We start from the raw sequence: 18596 nt of genomic DNA, 5'->3' as shown, positions 1-18596 counted from the left end.
TGCCAAGCGCTGACCGAAAGGACCTCGGGCCATGTCCGTGGACACCACCCTCATCGTGCCGGTCGAGGTCGCGGCCCTCGCCGTCAACCGGGCCACTCGCGACACCGCAACCCCGCACGTGTTCCACCGCTGGATCACCAACTTCAGCAGCATCGGCGAAGGCGTCCCCGCGGAGCCCGCCCCGTTCTCCAGCCCCGAGGAGTGGACCGGCCGGGAGGACCGCCTCGGCGTCTACCTCCAGTGGGAACTGCCCGCCGCTCTCACCCGCGGCCGCCACGACGAGGAGGAAGGCGTCGGTGACTTCCCCCTGGTGCCCAACCGGTGGCTCGTCGTACGCCACACCGACAGCGCCCGGAAGCTCAAGGCCTGGATCGTCGAGAGCGACTACCTCGACCCCATGAACGGCACCGTCTCCTTCCAGGACCCCGACAGCGAGGAAGCCGCCCCGACCCTGATCGGCAAGTGCCACGAACTCACCGGCCCCTGGCGGGAACCGGTCGACGCGCACGCTCCGTTCCTCACCGCGATCGGCCCCGGGCTGCTGACCTTCTCGGTCTTCCAGCCCTACAACAGCAACGTCTTCTCCCTCCACGACACCCTCCTCGACGAAACGAGCGGCGAACCGCCCGCGCGGGAGCGGCTCAGCTACCTCGTCGCCGGCTGGTACGCCCAGCCGGGCAGCGACATCCTCGCCGGCACCGACGACCTCGCCGCGCTGCTGGAGCGCCTGCAGTGGAAGCCGCCCGTCGGCTCCGGCGGCGGCATCCGCTCCTCCGTCTACTCCGGAACGGTCCTGGGCCTGGACTGGAACCTCACCGGCCCCGTCCCCGAATCGCCCTGCCCGGCCCCCGCCGACGTCACCCCGATCGTGTCCAACAGCATCGCCGAAGCCGTCGCCGAACTCGGTGCGCAGGCCGGCGGCGAAGGCGCGCTGTCCGGGGACGAGGCCGACCTGTTCCGGGCGTTCCTGCTCGGCGGCATCGACGCCCTGGAAGAGCGCGACCGGCCCGAGGCCGACATCCTCACCGACCGCCGCGCCCACGACAGCGCCTTCGGCCCCGTGCCCGGCGGATACCGCTGGTTCATCGGCGAACGCGGAGAGGAAACCGGCCGCACCACCTCCCGCGCGGCCCGCGCCGCGGAGGCCGACACCGTCGCCGACCTCAACCGTCGCCAAGCCGCGCACGACGCCACCGAAGCCGAGCTCGACACCGCCCGTGAGCATCTCTACCACCTGTGGTGGCTCAGCCACCTGCGCAAGAAGTCCCAGGAATTCACCGGCCGGATCGACGACGAACTCGACCCCGGCAACGCGGACGGCGCAGCCGGACGTGTCGTCGCCCTCGCCCACGAGCTGGCCGGGCAGCGCGCCGCATTGCCCTGGGGCAAGAGCGAGACGGATCTGGCCGCGCGCATCGACACCCTGTACCCGGCCTACGGGGCCAGGGAAGCCCGCCGCCTGATCCGGGTGCCCGTTGAGGACTTCGAGTACAGCGCCGACCCGGTCCTCACCCTCCAGGGCGCCAACCTGCACGCCCCGCTCACCCGCGACACCGCCCTGCCCTGCCGCACCCCCGAACGCGTGGTCACCCGCGCCTCCGGCATCACCACCACCGACGTCGCCGCCACCGCGGCCCAGATCAACCTCACCGGTCAGCAGCCCCCCTGCTTCCCCGCTCTGCTCAGCGAGTTCCTCATCCTCGACCGCGCCCTGAAAACCGGGGCCATCCGGGACGTCACCGGCACCCTGCCCGAGTACGGCACCGCGCCCTGGGCGATGCCCTGGCAGCCGCTGTTCCTGCTGTGGAAGGCCGAATACTTCCCCCTGCCGCTGCGCGACGGTGACACGGCACACTGGGAGTTCATCGACGGTTCCCGCTACCAGTGGAAGGGCACCGGAGAGCCCGGCACCCCGCTGGTCGTCTCCGGCCGCCAGATCCTGGCCCCCAGCGCCGGCCACATCGTCGAAGGCACCCTGCAGAGCTACGCCCGCGTGCGCGACCAGCTGCCCGCCGACGCCCTGCGGAGCGTCCGTACTCAGGCCCGGGAGGCGGACTACCTCTCCCAGGTCCTCGACGGTTTCGGCGCCGCCATCGCCCAACGCCAACCGCTGGCCGGCCTCCAGCCCGCCGGCGACCTCGCCACCCTCATCGGCAACGGTGACTACCCCCCGCCGGACCCCGGCCCCCTGAAGGCCAGCGACTGGGACCCCGACCCCGTCTCCACCTTCCAGGACCTGCGCGCCGGCCAGCTCGCCTTCCTCGACCTGGCAGTCGTCGACCGGTTCGGACGCTCCGTCAACCTCATCACCAACGCGGCGCACTTCCGCCCCGAGATGCCCGACACCATGCGCCCGGCCCACCCCGTCAGCGACTACGACTCCGACCGGCTGGTCGAGCTCGGCCCGCGCCTGCTCCAGCCGGCCCGGCTGCGCTTCGACTTCCTCGCCGCCACCACCGACGAGGACACCGACCTGACCCCAGGCGCCAACCCCGTCTGTGCGTGGCTGCTGCACAACCGCCTCGACCGGTCCCTGGTCGTGTACGCCCCGGACGGGGCCGCGCTCGGTGAACTGCGCGTCACCCTGAACGCCGGAGGCGGGCGGGAGGTCTCCTGGTCCGCCCTGCCCGGCTCCGAGGTGGCCCGGTTCGAACAGCTGCAAACGGTGGCTCCTCACCCCTACCGGCTGCTCAACGCCGTGAAGACCCGCGGCCCGCAGACCTTCGACGCGTTCCGCGCCACCGTCGACCGGGCCCTGGAGACCATCGACCCGGACGGCCCCGCCGACCCCGGCCTCGGCTTCCTCCTCGGCCGCCCGCTCGCCCTGGTCCGTACCCGCCTCACCATGAACCTGCGCGGCCCCCTGCGCACGGACGTCAGCTGGCAGAACCTCTTCGAGCCCTCGCCCTCCGAGCTGCCCGGCTACCCGTGGGCGATCCGCCTCGGCGAGGCGCAGCAGAGCGACGACGGCCTGGTCGGCTACGTCCTCGACGACGACTACGAGCACTTCGAGACGGTCATCGCCCCCTCCGCCGGCGGCGGGCAGTACCTGCGGCCGATCGGCGACAAGCCCAGCCTGGAACTGGACTTCGGTGACCACAACACCGCGGTCGCCACGGTGCTGCTGGACCCGCGGGCGGCCGTGCACGCCACCACCGACATCCTCGCCACCAAGAAGGTCTTCGTCCCGCAGGAGTTCACCGCTCAGGCGATCGCCCGCATGAGCGTGAACTTCCGCACCGGACCGCTCCTGGCCGCCACCACCACCCTGCGCGGCAGCCAGGGCGAGAGCGAGGAAACCGTCCTCATGCCGGTCCCGGCCGGCGTCGTCGGCACCTGGAGCTGGTCCGAGAACCGCGGCGGTGAGTGGGAGAAGCTGCCGATCCTCAGCCAGGACCAGTACGACCTCCCCCTCGCCGAACCCGAGATCCGCTCCGGCTTCCTCACTCTGGACGACGCCGTCGCCCACAGCCGCACCGACCACTGAGAACCCGCCACGCGCCGCCCCGGGGGGCGGCGCGCCCGCCACGCTGAAGGAGCCCCCTTGTGACCGTCGTGACCCAGACCCAGGACGCCGACACCTCCGCGGCCAATGACCCGTTGCTGTCCTACACCGTCAGCACCACCCCGAGCCCGCTCAAGGCATCGCCGGAGAATCCGCAGGTCCCCGAGGAGATCGGGGAGGTGATCATTTCCGTCGCCCGGCAGAGCGGCACGCCGGCCGATGTCGAGTGGATCAGGGTGAAGGTCCCGGCCGGGACGATGGCACCCGACCTCGCCACCGACCTGAACAAGATCAGCCCCCGCATCAGCCTCACGGGCTGGACCGTGCGCCTGGACGCGGCCGCCAAGGAGTTCGTCTGCGCACCCGCCGGAAGCCACGCACCCATCGGCCCCGACACCGGGTTCACCATCCAGCTGTCCGACATCCCCGTCAGCCGGAAGGTCGGCACCGCCCCGGTCACCATCACCGAACGCTCCCGCACCGGGAGCTCCGCCTTCCAGGACCGCACCACCATCTTCAACCTCGGCAAGTTCCCCGCCGACTTCTACCTGCGCAACTTCCTGTGCGAGCCGTCCATCATCGCCAACGGCGGCGACGTCAAGCTCACCTGGGAACGCTCCGCCAACGCCACCTACGAACTCCTCTACGGCGACGTCAACCGCGACGTCACCAACCGGACCAGCCTCGACATCGAAGGCATCAAGTCCGACACCACCTTCTACCTCCGCGCCACCACCGGCGACCCCACCAACCCCGTCATCCGCATCATCTCCGCCCAGGTCACCGTCACCCGGCCCGACCTCGAAGTCGGCAACCTCACCGTAGGCGGTGAACTGGCGATCACGGGGAAGGTCCTCACGCGGCAGGCACTCTCCATTGGACTCAAAGAGCGGTGGCTGAAAACCGTGGCGAAGACCGATGGCATCCTCACCGCACGGCTCCAGGGAGCCATTGGCGCAAATCTCTATGTCGACGCAGGCCGGGGCCTCCACTACCTGACGCCCCTCGGGGACGGGCACAGCCCCTACCTGTCGATCCCGGTGCTCAAGGGTGAGGAAATCAAGCTCAAAGCCTCCACGAACGCCAACCCGAGCGTCGAGTGGTTCGGGTTCGGAAGGGATGAACTGGCTACTCCCTACCCGTAGACCGCGATCGCCGGCATGAGACAAGCCCCCGCGGCGAACAGCGCGAGAACCGCGGGGGCACCTGGCACAAGCTGCCCATGCTCAGCCAGAACAGTACGACCTCCCCCTCGCCGAATCCGAGATCCGCTCCGGCTTCCTCACCCTCGACGACGTCGTCGCACACAGCCGCGTCAACCGCTAAAGAACACTCCGTTGTTGTGCGCCATCCCGCGCCCGGGGCGGCGCGGCCACCGAACCCCGAGGAGTTTTCGTGACCCTGATCGTCCAGATGCAGGACGCAGGCACCGCCGCCAACGACCCCCTGCTGTCGTACGCCGTCACCACCACCCCCAGCCCGCTGAAGGCCTCACCGGAGAACCCGCAGGCCCCGGAGGAGATCGGGGAGATCGTCATCTCCGTCTCCCGGCAGAGCGCCACCCCGGCGGATGTGAGGTCGATCCGGGTGAAGGTGCCGGCCGGCGCCATGTCGCCGGACCTCGCCACCGACCTGGCGAAGGTCACCCCGAGGATCAGTCTCACCGGCTGGAGCAGCCACCTGGATGCCGCAGCGAAGGAGTTCGTGTTCTCGCCCGCGGCCAGTCACACGCCGATCGGCCCGGACCTCGGCTGCACCATCCAGCTGTCCGACATCCCGGTCAGCCGCAAGGTCGGCACCGCTCCCATCACCCTGACGGAATCATCCCGCACCGGATCCTCCGCGTTCCAGGACCGGACCACCGTCTTCAACATCGGGAAGTTCCCTGCCGACTTCTACCTGCGCAACTTCCTGTGCGAACCCTCGATCATCCCCAACGGCGGTGACGTCAAGCTGACCTGGGAACGCTCCGCCAACGCCAAATACGACCTGCTGTACCCCGGTGTCGAACGGGACGTTACCGACCGCTCCAGACTGGAACTCGAGGACATCAAGTCCGACACCACCTTCTACCTCCGCGCCACCACCGGCGACCCCACCAACCCCGTCGTCCGCATCCTCTCCACCCAGGTCAGCGTCCTCAGGCCCGACCTCGAAATCGGCAACCTCGACGTAGGAGGCACCCTCAACGTCGCCGGCGGCTGGTTCGAGGATTCCGTCGACCTGCCCACAGATCCCACGGGCAACGGTGTCCGGCACTACGTCGTCCCGGACGACGGATTCTTTGAAGGGTGGGTAAGACTGGAGCCCAGCCAAAACACACACCACGTGTTCCTGCGCGTGTGGAATTCCCATGACTACACCAAGGTGTCGCAGGCAACCGCGTACAGCGACCCGCGCGACGCACAATACGCCTCTCTCTTCAGGACGGCCCGGAAGGGAGAGAGCATTTACATTGCCAGGAGTGGCCCCGTCGAAAATACCGGCTTTGAGGCCCACCTGAGGTTCACGCGGATGGGCCGCAAGAGCTGAACGGCCCTGGCCCGCCTCGCACAGCGAGCTCGCCTGTCGCACGTGCGTGACCGGACAACCGGCAGACAAGACACCGGTGAGCTTTCCCAGGTTCAACACGCTGACCCTCCCGGGGAATGCACCAGCCGCACCGCAGTACGCAATGCGCGATGGCTGATGGCTGATGGCCGGCACCGGCCCGACGGTGCGCGCGCACCGCACCGCGATGCGCACCGTGGTGCGCTCGGCGGCCGGCCGACTGGCCGATGGTGCGGCCCCGGTTCTGAGATAGCGTTCCATCCCTTTGTTTCATCCTAAGATTGCCGGTTTGAGGATGGTTCATGTGCCTCGCCATGTGAGGGTGGATTCCTGGGTGAGGGCCTCACCGACGCCCCGAGGCCCTGCTCGGCGACAAGGGCTACGACTCCAACCCGAACCGGGAAGAGCTGCGCAAACGCCGGATCCTGCCCGTCATCTCCCGCAGGGGATGCCCGAACACCAAAGACATGGGCAAGCTCCGCTACGTCGTGGAGCAGACCTTCGCCCTGCTCCACCAGTTCAAACGACTCGCCGCCCGCTGGGAACGCCGCACCGAACTCCACGACGCCTTCGTCTCTCTTGCCTGCAGCCTCATCTGCTGGCGCCGGCTTAAGAAGGCCCGCTCATGATCCTGTTACGAGCTCTCAGCGCGGCATCAAGGTTGAAGCCGAGCGGCTCCGCGAGGCCTTCCGCCAGGACTGGGCCCCCAGCCGCCCTTGGTCGAGGACGAACTGGGCAGGCAAATGCTTGCGCTCCTGGGCCAGCTCACGGCCGCCTGCGCCGCCGCAGACGAACTCGCCCAGGCGGTGGAGGAAGTCTTCCCGCAGCATCCTGACGCGGAGAGCACTCCGACTGGCACGCCGCTGCCCAGCGCAACCTATTCGACCGGCTGCTCGGCCGGCTCCACCACTGCCCCAAGAACCGCCGGCTGTTCGACGAATGCGCCACCTTCCCCCCTCGGACGAAGCCCTCAGTACGGCGGTCGCATAGGCCGAGGACCGATCAAGTTGGAGGTTTCACCCAGGGAGCCAGACGTTCCCAGACTGCCAGATTCTCGCGCCAGTAACGGAAGACGGTTCCCTGGACGATGTCGAGCTGTCCGGCTGCGACCAGGCCGGAGGCCAGACTCGGCCCGCCCGCATCGGCCTCGAAGGCAATCACCGTCAATCGGGAATCACCAAGCCAAGCTCACGCAACTGCGGAAGGCAGGCCTCCAGACACGCCTCCAGAGAGACGGCGTCCGTGCGAACCAGGAGATCATCCCGCAACGGAGCCCCGCTCGCGACGAACGTCCAGGGCTTCGTCGCATGGCGCATGCGCTCGGCGTCGACCTTGAACAACACCGTCACACCCTGCTCTGCCAACGACTCCATGACCCGCGCTACGTTCATCGCGTCTCCACCCCCTGCCTGAAATCGAACAGCCAGAAGGCTACACCGGCATCTCAGGACCCCGACTTGACCGCTTGGCACCGTGAGGTGTCTACCGCCTCGCCAGCACCCGAGCCCGCGCCGAGGAGTCGGTCAAGGCCGGCTGATCCTGTCGTAACTGCCTGCTGGTCCCGAGTTCCGGACGAGAATTGGAGTCCAGGCGGACTGATGATGGGGGATGGCCGTGAGGCACACGCTGAACTTGTGGCGTCAAAAGCTCGGAGAGGTGCCCGAGTCGGTCTGGCGACAGACCGAGCTCCGCGTGCTGATCCTCGCGGACAACGGACTTACGGCCATCCCTCCAGCCATCGGGCAGCTTCACCGGCTGAACACCCTGGACCTGGGCCACAACGAGCTGTCGTCGGTGCCCGAAGAACTCGGCAAGCTGACCGAGCTCAGCGGCTGCCTCTACCTCCACGACAACCAGCTGACACGGCTTCCGGACTCTCTGGGAGACCTGACCCGGTTGCGTTACCTCAGCGTTGCTGAGAACTCCCTCACCACCCTGCCGGAGATGATCGGTGGGATGAGCGGCCTCATCGAGCTCAGGGCGCAGCACAATCGGCTCGTCACCTTGCCCGATGCCATCGGCCAGCTCCGCAACCTGCGTGAGTTATGGCTCAGGGGGAACGCGATCGAGCACCTGCCGATGTCGGCAGCCGGCCTGCGCGAACTACGCCACCTGGACCTACGCGAGAACTCTCTGATTGGGGTGCCGGAGTCTCTGGCCGGCCTCCCGCGCCTGCGTCAGATCGACCTGCGGAGCAACCGCCTTGGCCAGCTGCCCGACTGGCTCGCCCTGATGCCATCGCTGGAGAAGTTGGATCTGCGGTGGAACGAGGTCGATCCCTCGCTACCGCTCCTCAGCAAGCTGGAGCGGCGGGGGTGCGTCGTCCTGACGTGACAGAGACGACACCACCTCTCGCCGCAGTGCCGCTATTTCTCGGGTTCTGGCTCAACTTCTGGATGTTGTTGGTGATCTTGTCGGGGCCTGTTGGCATGGAGCTGATGCGCCCCGTGCTGCTGCCTGACTTGCAGCCGAGCGAGGCGGGTCGGACATTCGGGTGTTCTGGTGTAACGGCAGGCAGGGTTCTACGCTCGTGGGCGAACGAGGCGGGCGGTCGAGCCGTGAGGTATCCCCGGGTGGGGAGACGAGGGGGGAGTGCTTCGTGCCGAGGGCAGCGTTTCAGTTTCCTGCATTGCAGTCGAACGATCCGGACAGTCTCGGGGGCTTTCAGCTGGTGGCGCGGCTGGGCGAGGGCGGTATGGGGCAAGTGTTTCTCGCGCTTTCCCCCGGCGGACAGCCAACGGCCGTGAAGGTGATCCGTCACGAGTTCGCCGGGGACGCGGAGTTCGGACAGCGATTCGCGCGCGAGGTGGGCGCCGCGCAGAAGGTGCGCGGTGCCCACCTCGCGCCGTTGCTGGACGCCGACCCCCAGGCCGAGCGGCCATGGCTGGCCACGACGTACGTGGCCGGGCCCTCCCTGCGGGACCTGGTGGCTGACCATGGGCCGCTGCCGACCGAGCAGGTGGTGCTACTGGCCTGGGGCATCGCCCACGCCCTCGCCGACATCCACGCCGCGAACGTGGTGCACCGGGACCTCAAGCCCGGGAACATCATGCTGGACGAGAGCGGTCCGAAGGTCATCGACTTCGGCATCGTCAAATCTCTGACGCAGTCGGTGACCTATAGGAGCCATTCCACCCGGATCGGCACCCCGCTGTACATGTCGCCCGAGCAGGCCTCGGGCCGCGCCGTCGGCGCGGCCTCCGACATCTTCGCTCTCGGTTCCACGCTGTACTTCCTCGCCGCCGGCCGTGAGGCGTTCGCCGCGGAGAACGAGTGGGCCGTTGCCCACCGCGTCGTCGCGGACGACCCGGACGTGTCCGTCTTCACCAGCGCTCGGTCCGGGCGCCTGGATGGGGATCACTGGTGCCCGCGCGGCTATCCAGGCGCGCACCAGCGCTTTGCGCGCCCTCACTGTCACCGGTTCGGAAGCGGAAGACACCGCCTTCCGTCATCAGCCCGATTCCCCGCATGTGATGGGTGGCGACGAAGGCGGCGGGACCCGGGAGACCGGGCCTGTCGCCTCATCGGCTCCCGCCGCGTTGCCGGGTACTCAGAAACTGCCGCAGCAGGTGCCGAACCCGTTCGGGCCCCCATCGGTGGGCGAAGTGATCGGCACCCATGTGGCAGAGATCCTCCTGGCCGCGGGAGCGCTCGTCTGGGCGAGTTTCAAGCCGCTCTTTTCGGAGACCTGGAAGAAGGAGCCCTCCGGCACTCAAGTGGCACACGTGATCGAGCGCTTCAACTGGCAGCACCCTTGGGAGGCAATTCCCAGCGGCATCCCCGGAGTGACGACGAGCTGGCAGGCGATACCCATCGGGATCATCGGTACAGCGGCTGGCCTCGCCTTGGCAGTCCTGTTCCTGCTGAGGCTGGCCGACGACCAAGACCTGAAAAAGTGCGGCCTGGCGGCCGGCGTGATCTGTGCCGGCTGGATCACCATCGTCACGCTCCTTGGTCTGTGGGTGCTCGCGATGACACTCGGCTGGGAGCCCTCGGATGACGCCAATCCCGGATACACGATTCGCACCGTGCTCTTGCCTGGAGGATGGCTGCTACTGCTCGCAAACGGCCTGATAGCTGACGCGCTCCGGCGCACGCAGGGAAGCGGGGCCCTGGCGTTCGCTGGATGAATGCGACGGGCACCGGCCGCCCTACTGCAACGGTGTCTGTTATGACGGTTTGTCGGCTTCTGGACTCGGCTCCCGGACCCCAGGTGAGCTGACCTGGCGGGCTCTTCGGCGGCCCGCGGCCGGGCCGTCGGCTCGGCCGCCACGTCGAGCACGAAGGGAGCATCGGGGTGCCGCGCGGTTCGTCGACGACGAGGTTCTCGGACGGAGCGGCGAAGTCGACGGCGAAGCCGCGCACGCTCCCGCCGTGCCGGGCCCGGCTTGTGGGCCGGCAGCGCGGTCATCGCGGAGGGGGCGGGGGCGACGGAGAGCAGGGTGCGGCGGCGCACGTCGGCGATGAGGTGACGGACCACGATGCTGCCGCGCCCCGCCGGGTTGTGGGGATCGGCCGCGCCGCCGATGCTGGCTTGAGTCATCTCGGGGGTCGCTTCGAATACGGGGGAACTCATGGCCGCTGTGCGGGGGCGGGACGTTCTCGAAGCCTCGCAGGTTCGGGTCCTGTCGGCCGAGGGCGAGGTGGTCGGTGCCGGGTTCCTCGTCGCCGCCGACGTGGTGTGCAGTTGTGCCCACGTCGTGGCCCGGGCGCTCGGAGTGCCCGACAATGCGCGGTCGGCACCGGGTGGGTTGGTGCACGTCGATTTTCCGCTCCTGGCCGGCTGCCCCGCGGGGCGGGCGGCCGTGGTGTCCTGGAGGTCCGGCGGGCAGGACGTCGCGTTGCTGAAGCTGGAGGCGGTCGTCGAGGGCGCCCAGCCGGTACAGCTGGTCGACGGGACCGGTGTCTGGGGTCACACGTTCCGGGCGCTCGGCTACCCGGGTGGTGCCGACCTCGGGGTGTGGGCCTCCGGGACCCTGAGGGCCGGGCAGGGGTCGGGCTGGGTGCAGATGGAGGCGCACGAACCGGGTCCGCGGATCTCGGCGGGATTCAGTGGGTCCCCTGTCTGGGACGACGCGCAGGAAGGCGTCGTGGGCATGACGGTCGCCGCGCATGTAGGCGAGCGCACCGCCTATCTGCTGCCGTCCGCCGAGCTGGTCGACGAGGAGACGCTGCGGTCGCGGTGCCCGTTCCAGGGACTCGCGCCGTTCTCGGAGGTCCACGCGGAGTTCTTCCACGGGCGCGACGGCGATGTCGCACGCGTGTACGCGGCCGTGCGCAGGCGGCCCCTGACGCTGGTCGCCGGGCCCTCAGGGTGCGGGAAGTCCTCACTCGTGGGGGCGGGGGTGCTGCCACGGCTGCGGGCCGATGGGATGGGTGTCTCCCGGCTACGGCCCGTGCCGGGGGTACGGGCGGCCGTGGCGCTGGCGAGGGTGCTGACAGGTGTTCTGGAACCGGGGCTCGACGAGATCGAGCGGCTCGCGAAGGCGGAGGAGCTGGCAAGACTGCTGAGTGGCGACGGCGGCCTCCCGTCCGAGTTGCGGAGCAGGATCCTCGCCCGCGGTGGAGGAGCCGGGCACGTCCTCTTCGTCGACCAGTTCGAGGAGTACGCGGCAGCCGAAGCCACCGCTGCCCGTGACCTGTTGGCGCTCCTTGCCGCGCTCGCGGGCGAAGACGGACCATCGGCATTACGGGTCCTCGCGACCGCGCGGCCGGACTCGCTCGACGCGCTGGTGACGGCCGACACATCCGATCTGCTCAGCGACGCCGTGGAGTTCCTGGCGCCGCTTGCCGGTGAGGGACTGGAGCGGGCCGTGACCGGGCCCGTCCATGACATGCCGGGGCTGTGGTTCGAGCCGGGGCTGCCGGAACGGATCATTTCGGATGCGGGCGACGAGCCCGGACGGATGACCCTGGTCCAGTTCGCCCTGACCGAGCTGTGGGAACGTCGCACGCGGTCGATGCTGACCCACGCCGCGTACGACGAACTGGGGGGTGTGGCGGGTGCGCTGGTCGGATACGCGGACGACACGCTCGACAAGCTGGCACCGGCCCGGAGGGACCTCGCCCGGCGGCTGTTCGCTCAATTGGCCCGGCCGGAGGCTGACGCCTTCCTCCGTCGTCCGACCCGCGCCGGCGACCTGGCTCCCGAACTCGTCGGCCTGGCCAAAGAGCTCGCGCCGAGCAAGCTGGTCGTCCTCTCCAGGGGCCCGGGCGACGTCGAGGAGGTCGTCGATCTGGCACACGAGGCACTGACCCGGCTCTGGCCGCGCCTGCGGCAGTGGCTGGCCGACTCCCGGGACTTCCGCGCCTGGCAGGAGCAGTTGCGCGCCGATCACCGCCGCTGGTTGGCACAGCAGAGGGAGTCACCGCGGCTGTTGAGCGGCACTGACCTCGCCGAGGCGGAGCGTCGCCTGGCCGGGCACCCTGACGACATATCCACGGACGAGCGTGAGTACGTACTCCTGAGCCGACGTCACTCCCGGCGCGGAGGCAGGATCAAGAAGGCAGCCGTGGGAGCGCTGGCCGTTCTCACCACACTGTCGCTCGTTCTGACGGTGGTCACCGTACGGAGCCTTCGGGTGACCGAGGACCAGCTGCGGTTCCAGGCGGCGGCACTGCTGGCACAAGCCGCCGACGACACCCCCGGCACCGACCCGGCTGCCGCGCTCCAGCTGGCCCTGGCCGCATGGAGCACCCGGCAGACCCCGAAGACCCGCGACGCGCTGATGCATCAGTACGCCCGGGAGCAGTACCTGGTGGGTGCCCACCCGTCCGTCTGGAAGGGCCGGGCCGAGAACATGGACGCCACGCCGGACGGCCGTACGCTCGTCGTCAAGTCGGAGCCGTCGGGAGGAAGGGTATCGACGTTCACCGTCGTCACGGGCGCCCTCGAAGGCACGGTCAAGGCGTGGGAAATCGGCGGAGTTCCAGCCGACGTGGACGCCACCGACCTCAGCCCGGACGGCAGCCTGTTCGTAGCGGCCTCCGAGAACGAGGTCCGGCTGTGGCGGACGAACGACGGGTCGGGGCACGAGCCCGTCGTCCTGAACCGCGGGGAGCACAAAATCGCCGAGAAGAACGCAACGAGCCTGGACTTCAGCAGTGACGGGAAGCGTCTGCTGCTGACGATGAAGGACAACTCCATGGAGTGCTACTACCACCCTGAGGTGTGTGTCCCGCCTTTCGCCGAAGTGTGGGAGGTGCCCTCCGGAAAAAGGATTCCCGTCGCGGCCGATCTCCTGACCGACAACAGGCTGTCCGAGGTCGCGTTCACCGCGGACTCGGACGCGGTGGTGCTGTCGACCTATTCGGGGAAGGCCGAGCGCGAGGTCATCGTCAAGGACCTCGCCACCGGGCGTCGGCTCTACGGCCTCGGACCAGAACCCGACGGCAGCATCTACGCCCAGTCGGTCCGAGCGGGCGGCGAAGTCGCGCTGACATGGGCCGACGGCAAACCGTACGTGCAGACGCTCGGCCGCACGCCCGGGCCGCGCGTCGCGATACCCGACAACGGTTCGTTCGCCACTGTCGATGCCACGGGGAACTACGGCATCGAGGGCCGTCCCGGCATCGGCGATGTCAGTGAGGGCGGGTATGTCGAGTCGACTCTGACCGACGTGCGGACGGGGCGGCTCTATCACACGCGCATGCCGACACCAGGTGAGATGGGCACCCAATACGCCCGGATCGCGGTGGTACCGCGGGCGGACGGCACGCTCGTGGCCCTCATACCCGTCGGCACCACCCTGATGGAGGTGCGGGCGGAGCGGACGGGCAACGAGCAGTTCCGGGCCGGGGACAGTACCAGCGGCAGGTTCGCGCTGTCGCCCGACGGACGCTTCGTGGCCAAGGTCGGCGACAAGACCCTGGAGGTCCTTGACGCCTCCCGCACGGTCCGGCGGTCCGTGGAGATTCCGGCCGAGGCGGCCCACGGCGACTGGGAGGTCACGTGGACCGCCGATTCACAGTCGGTCGTGGTGTGGGGGCGCAAGGCCGGTCTCCAACGCGCCTACCCGGTATCCGACCTCGGACAGAGCGTGCCGCTCCCCCAGGAGGCCCAGAAGGGGGAGGAAGTCGACAGCGTCGTCGGAGTGCAGGGGCGCGAGATCGTCCTGTTGACCGCGAACGGCACGCTGGCGCGGCTCGACGCCGATCGCGGGACCGTCCTCACCCAGCCCTTCCTCGCCCACCCCGGCCCCAACAACAACAGGGGCCTGCTCGGCGACTTCTTCGTCTACGGCCAGCTCATGGCCCGTCCGGGGCATCCGGGTCAGGTCGCTTTCGTTACCAGGGCGGGCGGCGCTCGTGGCGAGGTCCGGTTGTGGGACGTCAGGGTCCCGGAGCAGGCTGCGCCCCTGGTGGGCCCCGCCGTCGGCTCCTCGCTCACGGAACGGTCCTTCGGCAGCTCCCTGGTGTTTTCCTCCGACGGCTCGCGGCTCGCGGTGGCGAACTCCGACGGGCGAATCCGCATATGGGACGTCGACCGCCGGACACGGCTGCAGCAGGAGGTGCCGCACCCCAGCCTGAACCGCCTGATCGGGTTCACGCCGGACGGCAGGCTCCTCACCTACCTGAACGGAATGATCAAAATCTACGATCTGGCGAACGGTTCCTTCCTGTCCCTGCCGGCCGCGGAGCACAGTGAAGAGGTCTCCGACACCACGGCGCAGGTGGCGTCGGACCACCAGCTGCTGATCGACAACGCCGGGGGGCGCCGGACCTTCGACCTCCGCCCTGAAGTCCAGTTCCGCACGCTGTGCGCCGGCGCCGGACGCGACTACACGGAGAACGAACGCAAGCTCCTTCCGAAGGGCACACCGTCCGGGCGCCCTTGTTCCTGAAGGATCCAGGCGTGGAGCCGGTACGCCGAAGCCCCACTGCCACGATCGTGTAACCAAGTCGCTCACGGGCAACGCCGTGCGGTTCCCTTCCGCACAATCCCTTCTATGACCGCTTCAGAGAATGTGACTCTCGACGACGGCACCACGGTCCGTTTCCTGCTCGCCGACGTCAGCCCACCCGCGTCGAAGCGGGACGACCCGGTCGACGGCCTCGGCCCGCTCGTCCCCGTGGGCCGGCGGGGGGACGCCGTCGCCGCCATCGCCGCCGACGCCCTGCGAAGCACGCTCAGGCCGCTGGGGGCCCTTGTCCAAGAGGTCCACTCCGCGATGGTCACGGTGCCCGCGCCGCCGACGGAGATCACCGTCACGTTCGGCATACAACTGAACCAGGACCTGAAGTTGGGGATCGTCAGCGGAAACGGCCAGGCGCACCTGACCGTCACCGCAAGCTGGAGCCCCACTCCCGAAGCCCCCGTCTCCCCCGCCTGAGCTTGTGCTTTATGGTCTGGTCCGGTCGCGTTCGATGATGCTCTCGGGGCGTCGGACGGTTTTGCCCACGTCGTAGCGGGTGGCGGGTCGCTGGTTCTTTGAGCCGAGGGGTCTGCCGGGGCCGGGCCGGGTGGGTTTGGGTGCACGGGCCGGACAGGGCAGGTGTGGGCGGAGGTTCCTGAACCCGCGGCGGACCCGGGCCGGAGTGAGCCGGTTCGGTTTCGCCGGACGCTCCCGGGGCCGGCGGACGTCCTCGGCGAGCGGCCGGGCGAGACGGAGCTGGGTGTGCGCGACGATGATCAGCCACGTCCACCGGTCCGCGGCCTCGGGGGCGCGGAGCTTCGGTCGGGTCCAACCGAGGGTCTGCTTGATCATCCGGAACGTGTGCTCCAGGTCGAAGCGTCGCAGGAACGCCTGCCATCGCAGATCGACGTCGGGGCCGGCCATGCCGGTGGCGGAGGACCAAAGCCACAGCGGCAGCGGTTCTCCGCCGCAGGGCAGTCGGTCGACCTCCAGGTGGATCAGCGTCCCTTCGATGATGGGGAGTTCGCTGTCGTGGTCGATCCACGCGGAGCGGGTGGTGAGCCTCGGGTGGATGCGGTCCCACGCCATCGCGCGTGCGGTGCCGTAGCGGTCGGTGAGCTGGGTGGTCGCCGCGTCTGGTTCGCCCCAGGTGGCGGGCTTGGCGAAGCGGAACTCCTTGCCGTGCTTGGGCGGCCGGCCGCCTTGGGGATAGGCCAGGGCGTACTCCAGCTGTGTCGGCGTCGGCCGTCGCATGACACGGTCCGATCGCATCCGTCCCAGGACCTCGACGGGCAGTCCGGCGAGAAGGTAGGCCATACGCGGGGCGTCGTAGCCGGCGTCGAAGACGATGAGGATGTCCGGATCACCCTCGCACCAGCGTCCACCGACGACCAGGTCCTCGACCACCCGGCGGACCTGGCGGGCGGTGACCTCGGCGACGTCGTCCTCGGGGCCGAGTCGGACGGCGTCCAACAGCTGGCACCAGGAGGTGCGGCCTGCTTCGAGAGCGGCGACGAACGAGTACGGCCAGCCCGGGATCATCAGGTGCTGGTCCCGGCCGCGACCGAAGGTGTGGCAGAACAGCCGGTCCGCGCTGCACTCGGCATCCGGCCGCAGCCAGTTGGTCACGTCCACGGCCAGGACGAGCCGGTCATCGGCCGCCCGAGGCTGGGGCAGCGCGGCCAGCGTCCGTCGCAGCCCGTCGATGTCGATGCGGCCGTGATTGAGAGCGTCGTACAGAGCGCCGTGCCCACGACGGTGCTCGGCCAGCAGCGTCAGGTCCACCGGCGCCCTCACCGGCCCATCTGCGCACAGCAGCGCGTCCGCAAGATCGAACAGTTCGTCACCCCGCGCGGTCAGACACGCGAAGAAGTCCTCCCGGAAGTGTGACGCTTCGGCGAACGGCTTCCGCTGGACATCGTGGTAAAGCAGACTCATTCCCCGCGGCCTTCGTTGAGTTCAGGTGCGTCCTTGGTCGGAGCACATGATCAGACGAAGGCCGTTTCCACATCCGGCGAACTCCCGGACGAGCCACTTAGTTCGAAGATCGTTCGAGCCGACAAGCGGCCGTCACACGGTCTCGGCGCTGATGACGACGTCAACGGCACGAGCCCATCCCTGCGGATCGTCAACCGAGACCCGAACCCGACGCCTACCTGGGTTCCCGAGCAGGGAAGTGGTGAATCGACTCTCGCCAACGACGTCCCCCACTACCAGCCGGCCGTCACTCAGCAGAAGATGCCCGTCGAACACGGTCGTCAGCGGCTCTCTGTCAGGTCCGTGGTCATCCGCGTCACCGTGATCATTGAAGACGCGGACCTTGACCAGCACGACCTGGGCCTGCACTCGAACGATGACGTGAGTGTCGCAGGCAGCGGCAGGAGCGCCGTCGAGGGCCAGTGTCGTGGGGATCCACTCGGTCGAACCGAGCGCCATCACCGGGTGGTTCACATACAGGTCTACCCCTGCGATCTGCACAGCCTGACTCCCAGTCCATCCGTGACGTTCAGCGGAGGATAGAGCCAGGCACTGACAAGAACGTCTCGAGGTTAAAGCACAAGCTGAGTACCTGTGTCTGAGTCGCCCATGACAAGTTGGGTGTCCAGCTGCCACGGCAGATCGGTTTGGGGCGTCCTCTTCCAGGCCCGAGGCTTACCCTGCGTTCCATGGAACTGGATGCTGAACTCCGTGCTCTAGCAGCCCAAGAGGACCTGCCCGCTGACCTGGTGCGGCGCTTGCTCCAGCACTCGGGGGCCCGGCGCTCGGTGGCGTTGCTGCGTCGGGACCTGACGGACGAACTGATAGCGGAGATCATCGACCTCGGCTCCGTACGGACTCTCGCCGCGAACTCCTCTGTGCCCTCTCGGATCAGGGCCCGCTTCGCGGAGCATCCGGAGCCGGCTGTCCGGTGTGCGGTCGCGGCGAGCGTCAGGGACGAACCTCTGGGGCTGCTCGCCCGTCTGGCGGCCGACCCGGACCCTTCCGTAAGGTCGTTCCTTGCGATGAACGAGCATCTGCCGGCGGAGTTGCTGGAGCTCCTGGCCGCGGACTCGGAGGCCAGTGTGCGGTCGTCGGTCATCCAGCGCTGGCGTGATGCTCCGGACAATGTCCGCAGGATGTTGCTGACCGACGCCGATCCAGGCATCCGCAGCGACAGTGTTCGGGCATTCGCCCCTCCGGCAGACCTCCTGCCCGGACTGCTGGCAGATCCGGCGACCCGTGCTGCCGCGGTCGCGTATGCCATACCGACTCGTGAGCTGGCGGCCGACTCGGATTCCGATGTGCGGGAGGCTGTCGCCTCACATCCGGATCTGCCTCCCGGTCTGCGTGACCTCCTGGCAGAGGACCAGGACATCTTCGTCAGGAACGCGATCGCGGCCCGGTCGGATATCCCGCCGGCGCTGCGTGAGCAGGTTGTTGTCACGTTGGAGCCCGACGGCCCCGTTGCCGAGTGGATGCTGGCGTTCAGCCGGGGCACCCACACGTGTCCGCCAGCCGCACCAGCCGCGCCGAATCTCACGCGGCAACAGGCAGAATCCTTGCTCGCTCAGGCCGGGCTGTAAGGATGAGCTCCCGTCGTCAAGCTGCCTGAGGCAGGACGGCCACGGACGCTGAGCGTGCCCGGCAGCCGGGTGTCCGGCCGACGGCCCCGACGGCGCCAGAACCGAGATCGGTCCTCTCGAACA

At 68.8% G+C, this 18596-nt stretch carries 12 protein-coding genes and 2 pseudogenes; 11 read left to right on the top strand and 3 right to left on the bottom strand.

Annotation, left to right across the window (positions count from 1 at the left end; all coding sequences use genetic code 11):
* The first annotated feature begins 31 nt into the window (after nt 1-31).
* The 5 genes and pseudogenes from ACZ5D2_RS30605 to ACZ5D2_RS30585 form a co-directional block, all read left to right on the top strand.
* Nucleotides 32-3487 (top strand): hypothetical protein, encoded by a 3456-nt coding sequence (locus tag ACZ5D2_RS30605; RefSeq protein WP_468933796.1) that lies wholly within the window; start codon nt 32-34, stop codon nt 3485-3487.
* 59 nt (nt 3488-3546) lie between these two features.
* On the top strand, nt 3547-4650 hold the full coding sequence (locus tag ACZ5D2_RS30600) for a hypothetical protein (RefSeq protein WP_468933794.1): 1104 nt from the start codon (nt 3547-3549) through the stop codon (nt 4648-4650).
* 250 nt (nt 4651-4900) lie between these two features.
* Complete coding sequence (locus tag ACZ5D2_RS30595) at nt 4901-6037, top strand: hypothetical protein (protein WP_331738607.1); 1137 nt, start codon at nt 4901-4903, stop codon at nt 6035-6037.
* Between the two features lie 380 nt (nt 6038-6417).
* Nucleotides 6418-6684, top strand: a complete 267-nt coding sequence (locus ACZ5D2_RS30590; protein ID WP_468933850.1) for a transposase — start codon at nt 6418-6420, stop codon at nt 6682-6684.
* A 16-nt stretch (nt 6685-6700) separates the two neighbouring features.
* Nucleotides 6701-7121, top strand: a pseudogene (locus ACZ5D2_RS30585) (hypothetical protein); the annotation flags it as partial.
* Between the two features lie 97 nt (nt 7122-7218).
* Here the strand turns inward: ACZ5D2_RS30585 and ACZ5D2_RS30580 are convergent.
* Nucleotides 7219-7446 carry a hypothetical protein gene (locus tag ACZ5D2_RS30580; protein ID WP_331738611.1) on the bottom strand — a complete coding sequence of 76 codons (228 nt, stop codon included), beginning with the start codon at nt 7444-7446 and terminating at the stop codon, nt 7219-7221.
* A gap of 217 nt (nt 7447-7663) precedes the next feature.
* Here ACZ5D2_RS30580 and ACZ5D2_RS30575 point away from each other — a divergent pair, with 217 nt between their 5' ends.
* The 5 genes and pseudogenes from ACZ5D2_RS30575 to ACZ5D2_RS30555 all read left to right on the top strand — a co-directional run bounded on the left by ACZ5D2_RS30575 (nt 7664) and on the right by ACZ5D2_RS30555 (nt 15387).
* Nucleotides 7664-8389: a leucine-rich repeat domain-containing protein gene (locus ACZ5D2_RS30575; RefSeq protein ID WP_331738619.1), complete on the top strand. Its 726-nt coding sequence runs from the start codon at nt 7664-7666 to the stop codon at nt 8387-8389.
* Nucleotides 8390-8750: 361 nt separating this feature from the next.
* A pseudogene (locus tag ACZ5D2_RS30570) lies at nt 8751-9278 on the top strand (serine/threonine-protein kinase); the annotation flags it as partial.
* A 127-nt stretch (nt 9279-9405) separates the two neighbouring features.
* Nucleotides 9406-10185: a hypothetical protein gene (locus tag ACZ5D2_RS30565; RefSeq protein ID WP_468933854.1), complete on the top strand. Its 780-nt coding sequence runs from the start codon at nt 9406-9408 to the stop codon at nt 10183-10185.
* Between the two features lie 444 nt (nt 10186-10629).
* Nucleotides 10630-14898, top strand: coding sequence for an nSTAND1 domain-containing NTPase (locus ACZ5D2_RS30560; protein WP_468933789.1), 4269 nt, complete (start codon nt 10630-10632; stop codon nt 14896-14898).
* Nucleotides 14899-15003: 105 nt separating this feature from the next.
* Nucleotides 15004-15387, top strand: coding sequence for a CU044_2847 family protein (locus ACZ5D2_RS30555; protein WP_331738623.1), 384 nt, complete (start codon nt 15004-15006; stop codon nt 15385-15387).
* A 9-nt stretch (nt 15388-15396) separates the two neighbouring features.
* Here the strand turns inward: ACZ5D2_RS30555 and ACZ5D2_RS30550 are convergent, their stop codons facing one another.
* A complete protein-coding gene (locus ACZ5D2_RS30550) occupies nt 15397-16848 on the bottom strand; it encodes an NF041680 family putative transposase (protein ID WP_468933786.1) in 1452 nt (483 codons plus the stop codon).
* A gap of 132 nt (nt 16849-16980) precedes the next feature.
* On the bottom strand, nt 16981-17388 hold the full coding sequence (locus tag ACZ5D2_RS30545; protein WP_468933783.1) for a hypothetical protein: 408 nt from the start codon (nt 17386-17388) through the stop codon (nt 16981-16983).
* A gap of 188 nt (nt 17389-17576) precedes the next feature.
* Here ACZ5D2_RS30545 and ACZ5D2_RS30540 point away from each other — a divergent pair, with 188 nt between their 5' ends.
* A complete protein-coding gene (locus ACZ5D2_RS30540; protein WP_331738625.1) occupies nt 17577-18473 on the top strand; it encodes a hypothetical protein in 897 nt (298 codons plus the stop codon).
* Nucleotides 18474-18596: the final 123 nt, after the last annotated feature.

The sequence above is a fragment of the Streptomyces sp. NPDC031479 genome, from assembly GCF_055581065.1.
Note: the sequence above shows the minus strand (reverse complement) of the source record. Positions and strands in the feature narration are given on the sequence as shown.

Bases quoted from the DNA above. Each gene is read 5' to 3' on its own strand.
- ACZ5D2_RS30605 (WP_468933796.1), top strand. From the start codon at position 32: ATGTCCGTGGACACCACCCTCATCGTGCCGGTCGAGGTCGCGGCCCTC.
- ACZ5D2_RS30580 (WP_331738611.1), bottom strand. From the start codon at position 7,446: ATGAACGTAGCGCGGGTCATGGAGTCGTTGGCAGAGCAGGGTGTGACG.
- ACZ5D2_RS30575 (WP_331738619.1), top strand. From the start codon at position 7,664: ATGGCCGTGAGGCACACGCTGAACTTGTGGCGTCAAAAGCTCGGAGAG.
- ACZ5D2_RS30565 (WP_468933854.1), top strand. From the start codon at position 9,406: ATGGGGATCACTGGTGCCCGCGCGGCTATCCAGGCGCGCACCAGCGCT.
- ACZ5D2_RS30560 (WP_468933789.1), top strand. From the start codon at position 10,630: ATGGCCGCTGTGCGGGGGCGGGACGTTCTCGAAGCCTCGCAGGTTCGG.
- ACZ5D2_RS30555 (WP_331738623.1), top strand. From the start codon at position 15,004: ATGACCGCTTCAGAGAATGTGACTCTCGACGACGGCACCACGGTCCGT.
- ACZ5D2_RS30550 (WP_468933786.1), bottom strand. From the start codon at position 16,848: ATGAGTCTGCTTTACCACGATGTCCAGCGGAAGCCGTTCGCCGAAGCG.
- ACZ5D2_RS30540 (WP_331738625.1), top strand. From the start codon at position 17,577: ATGGAACTGGATGCTGAACTCCGTGCTCTAGCAGCCCAAGAGGACCTG.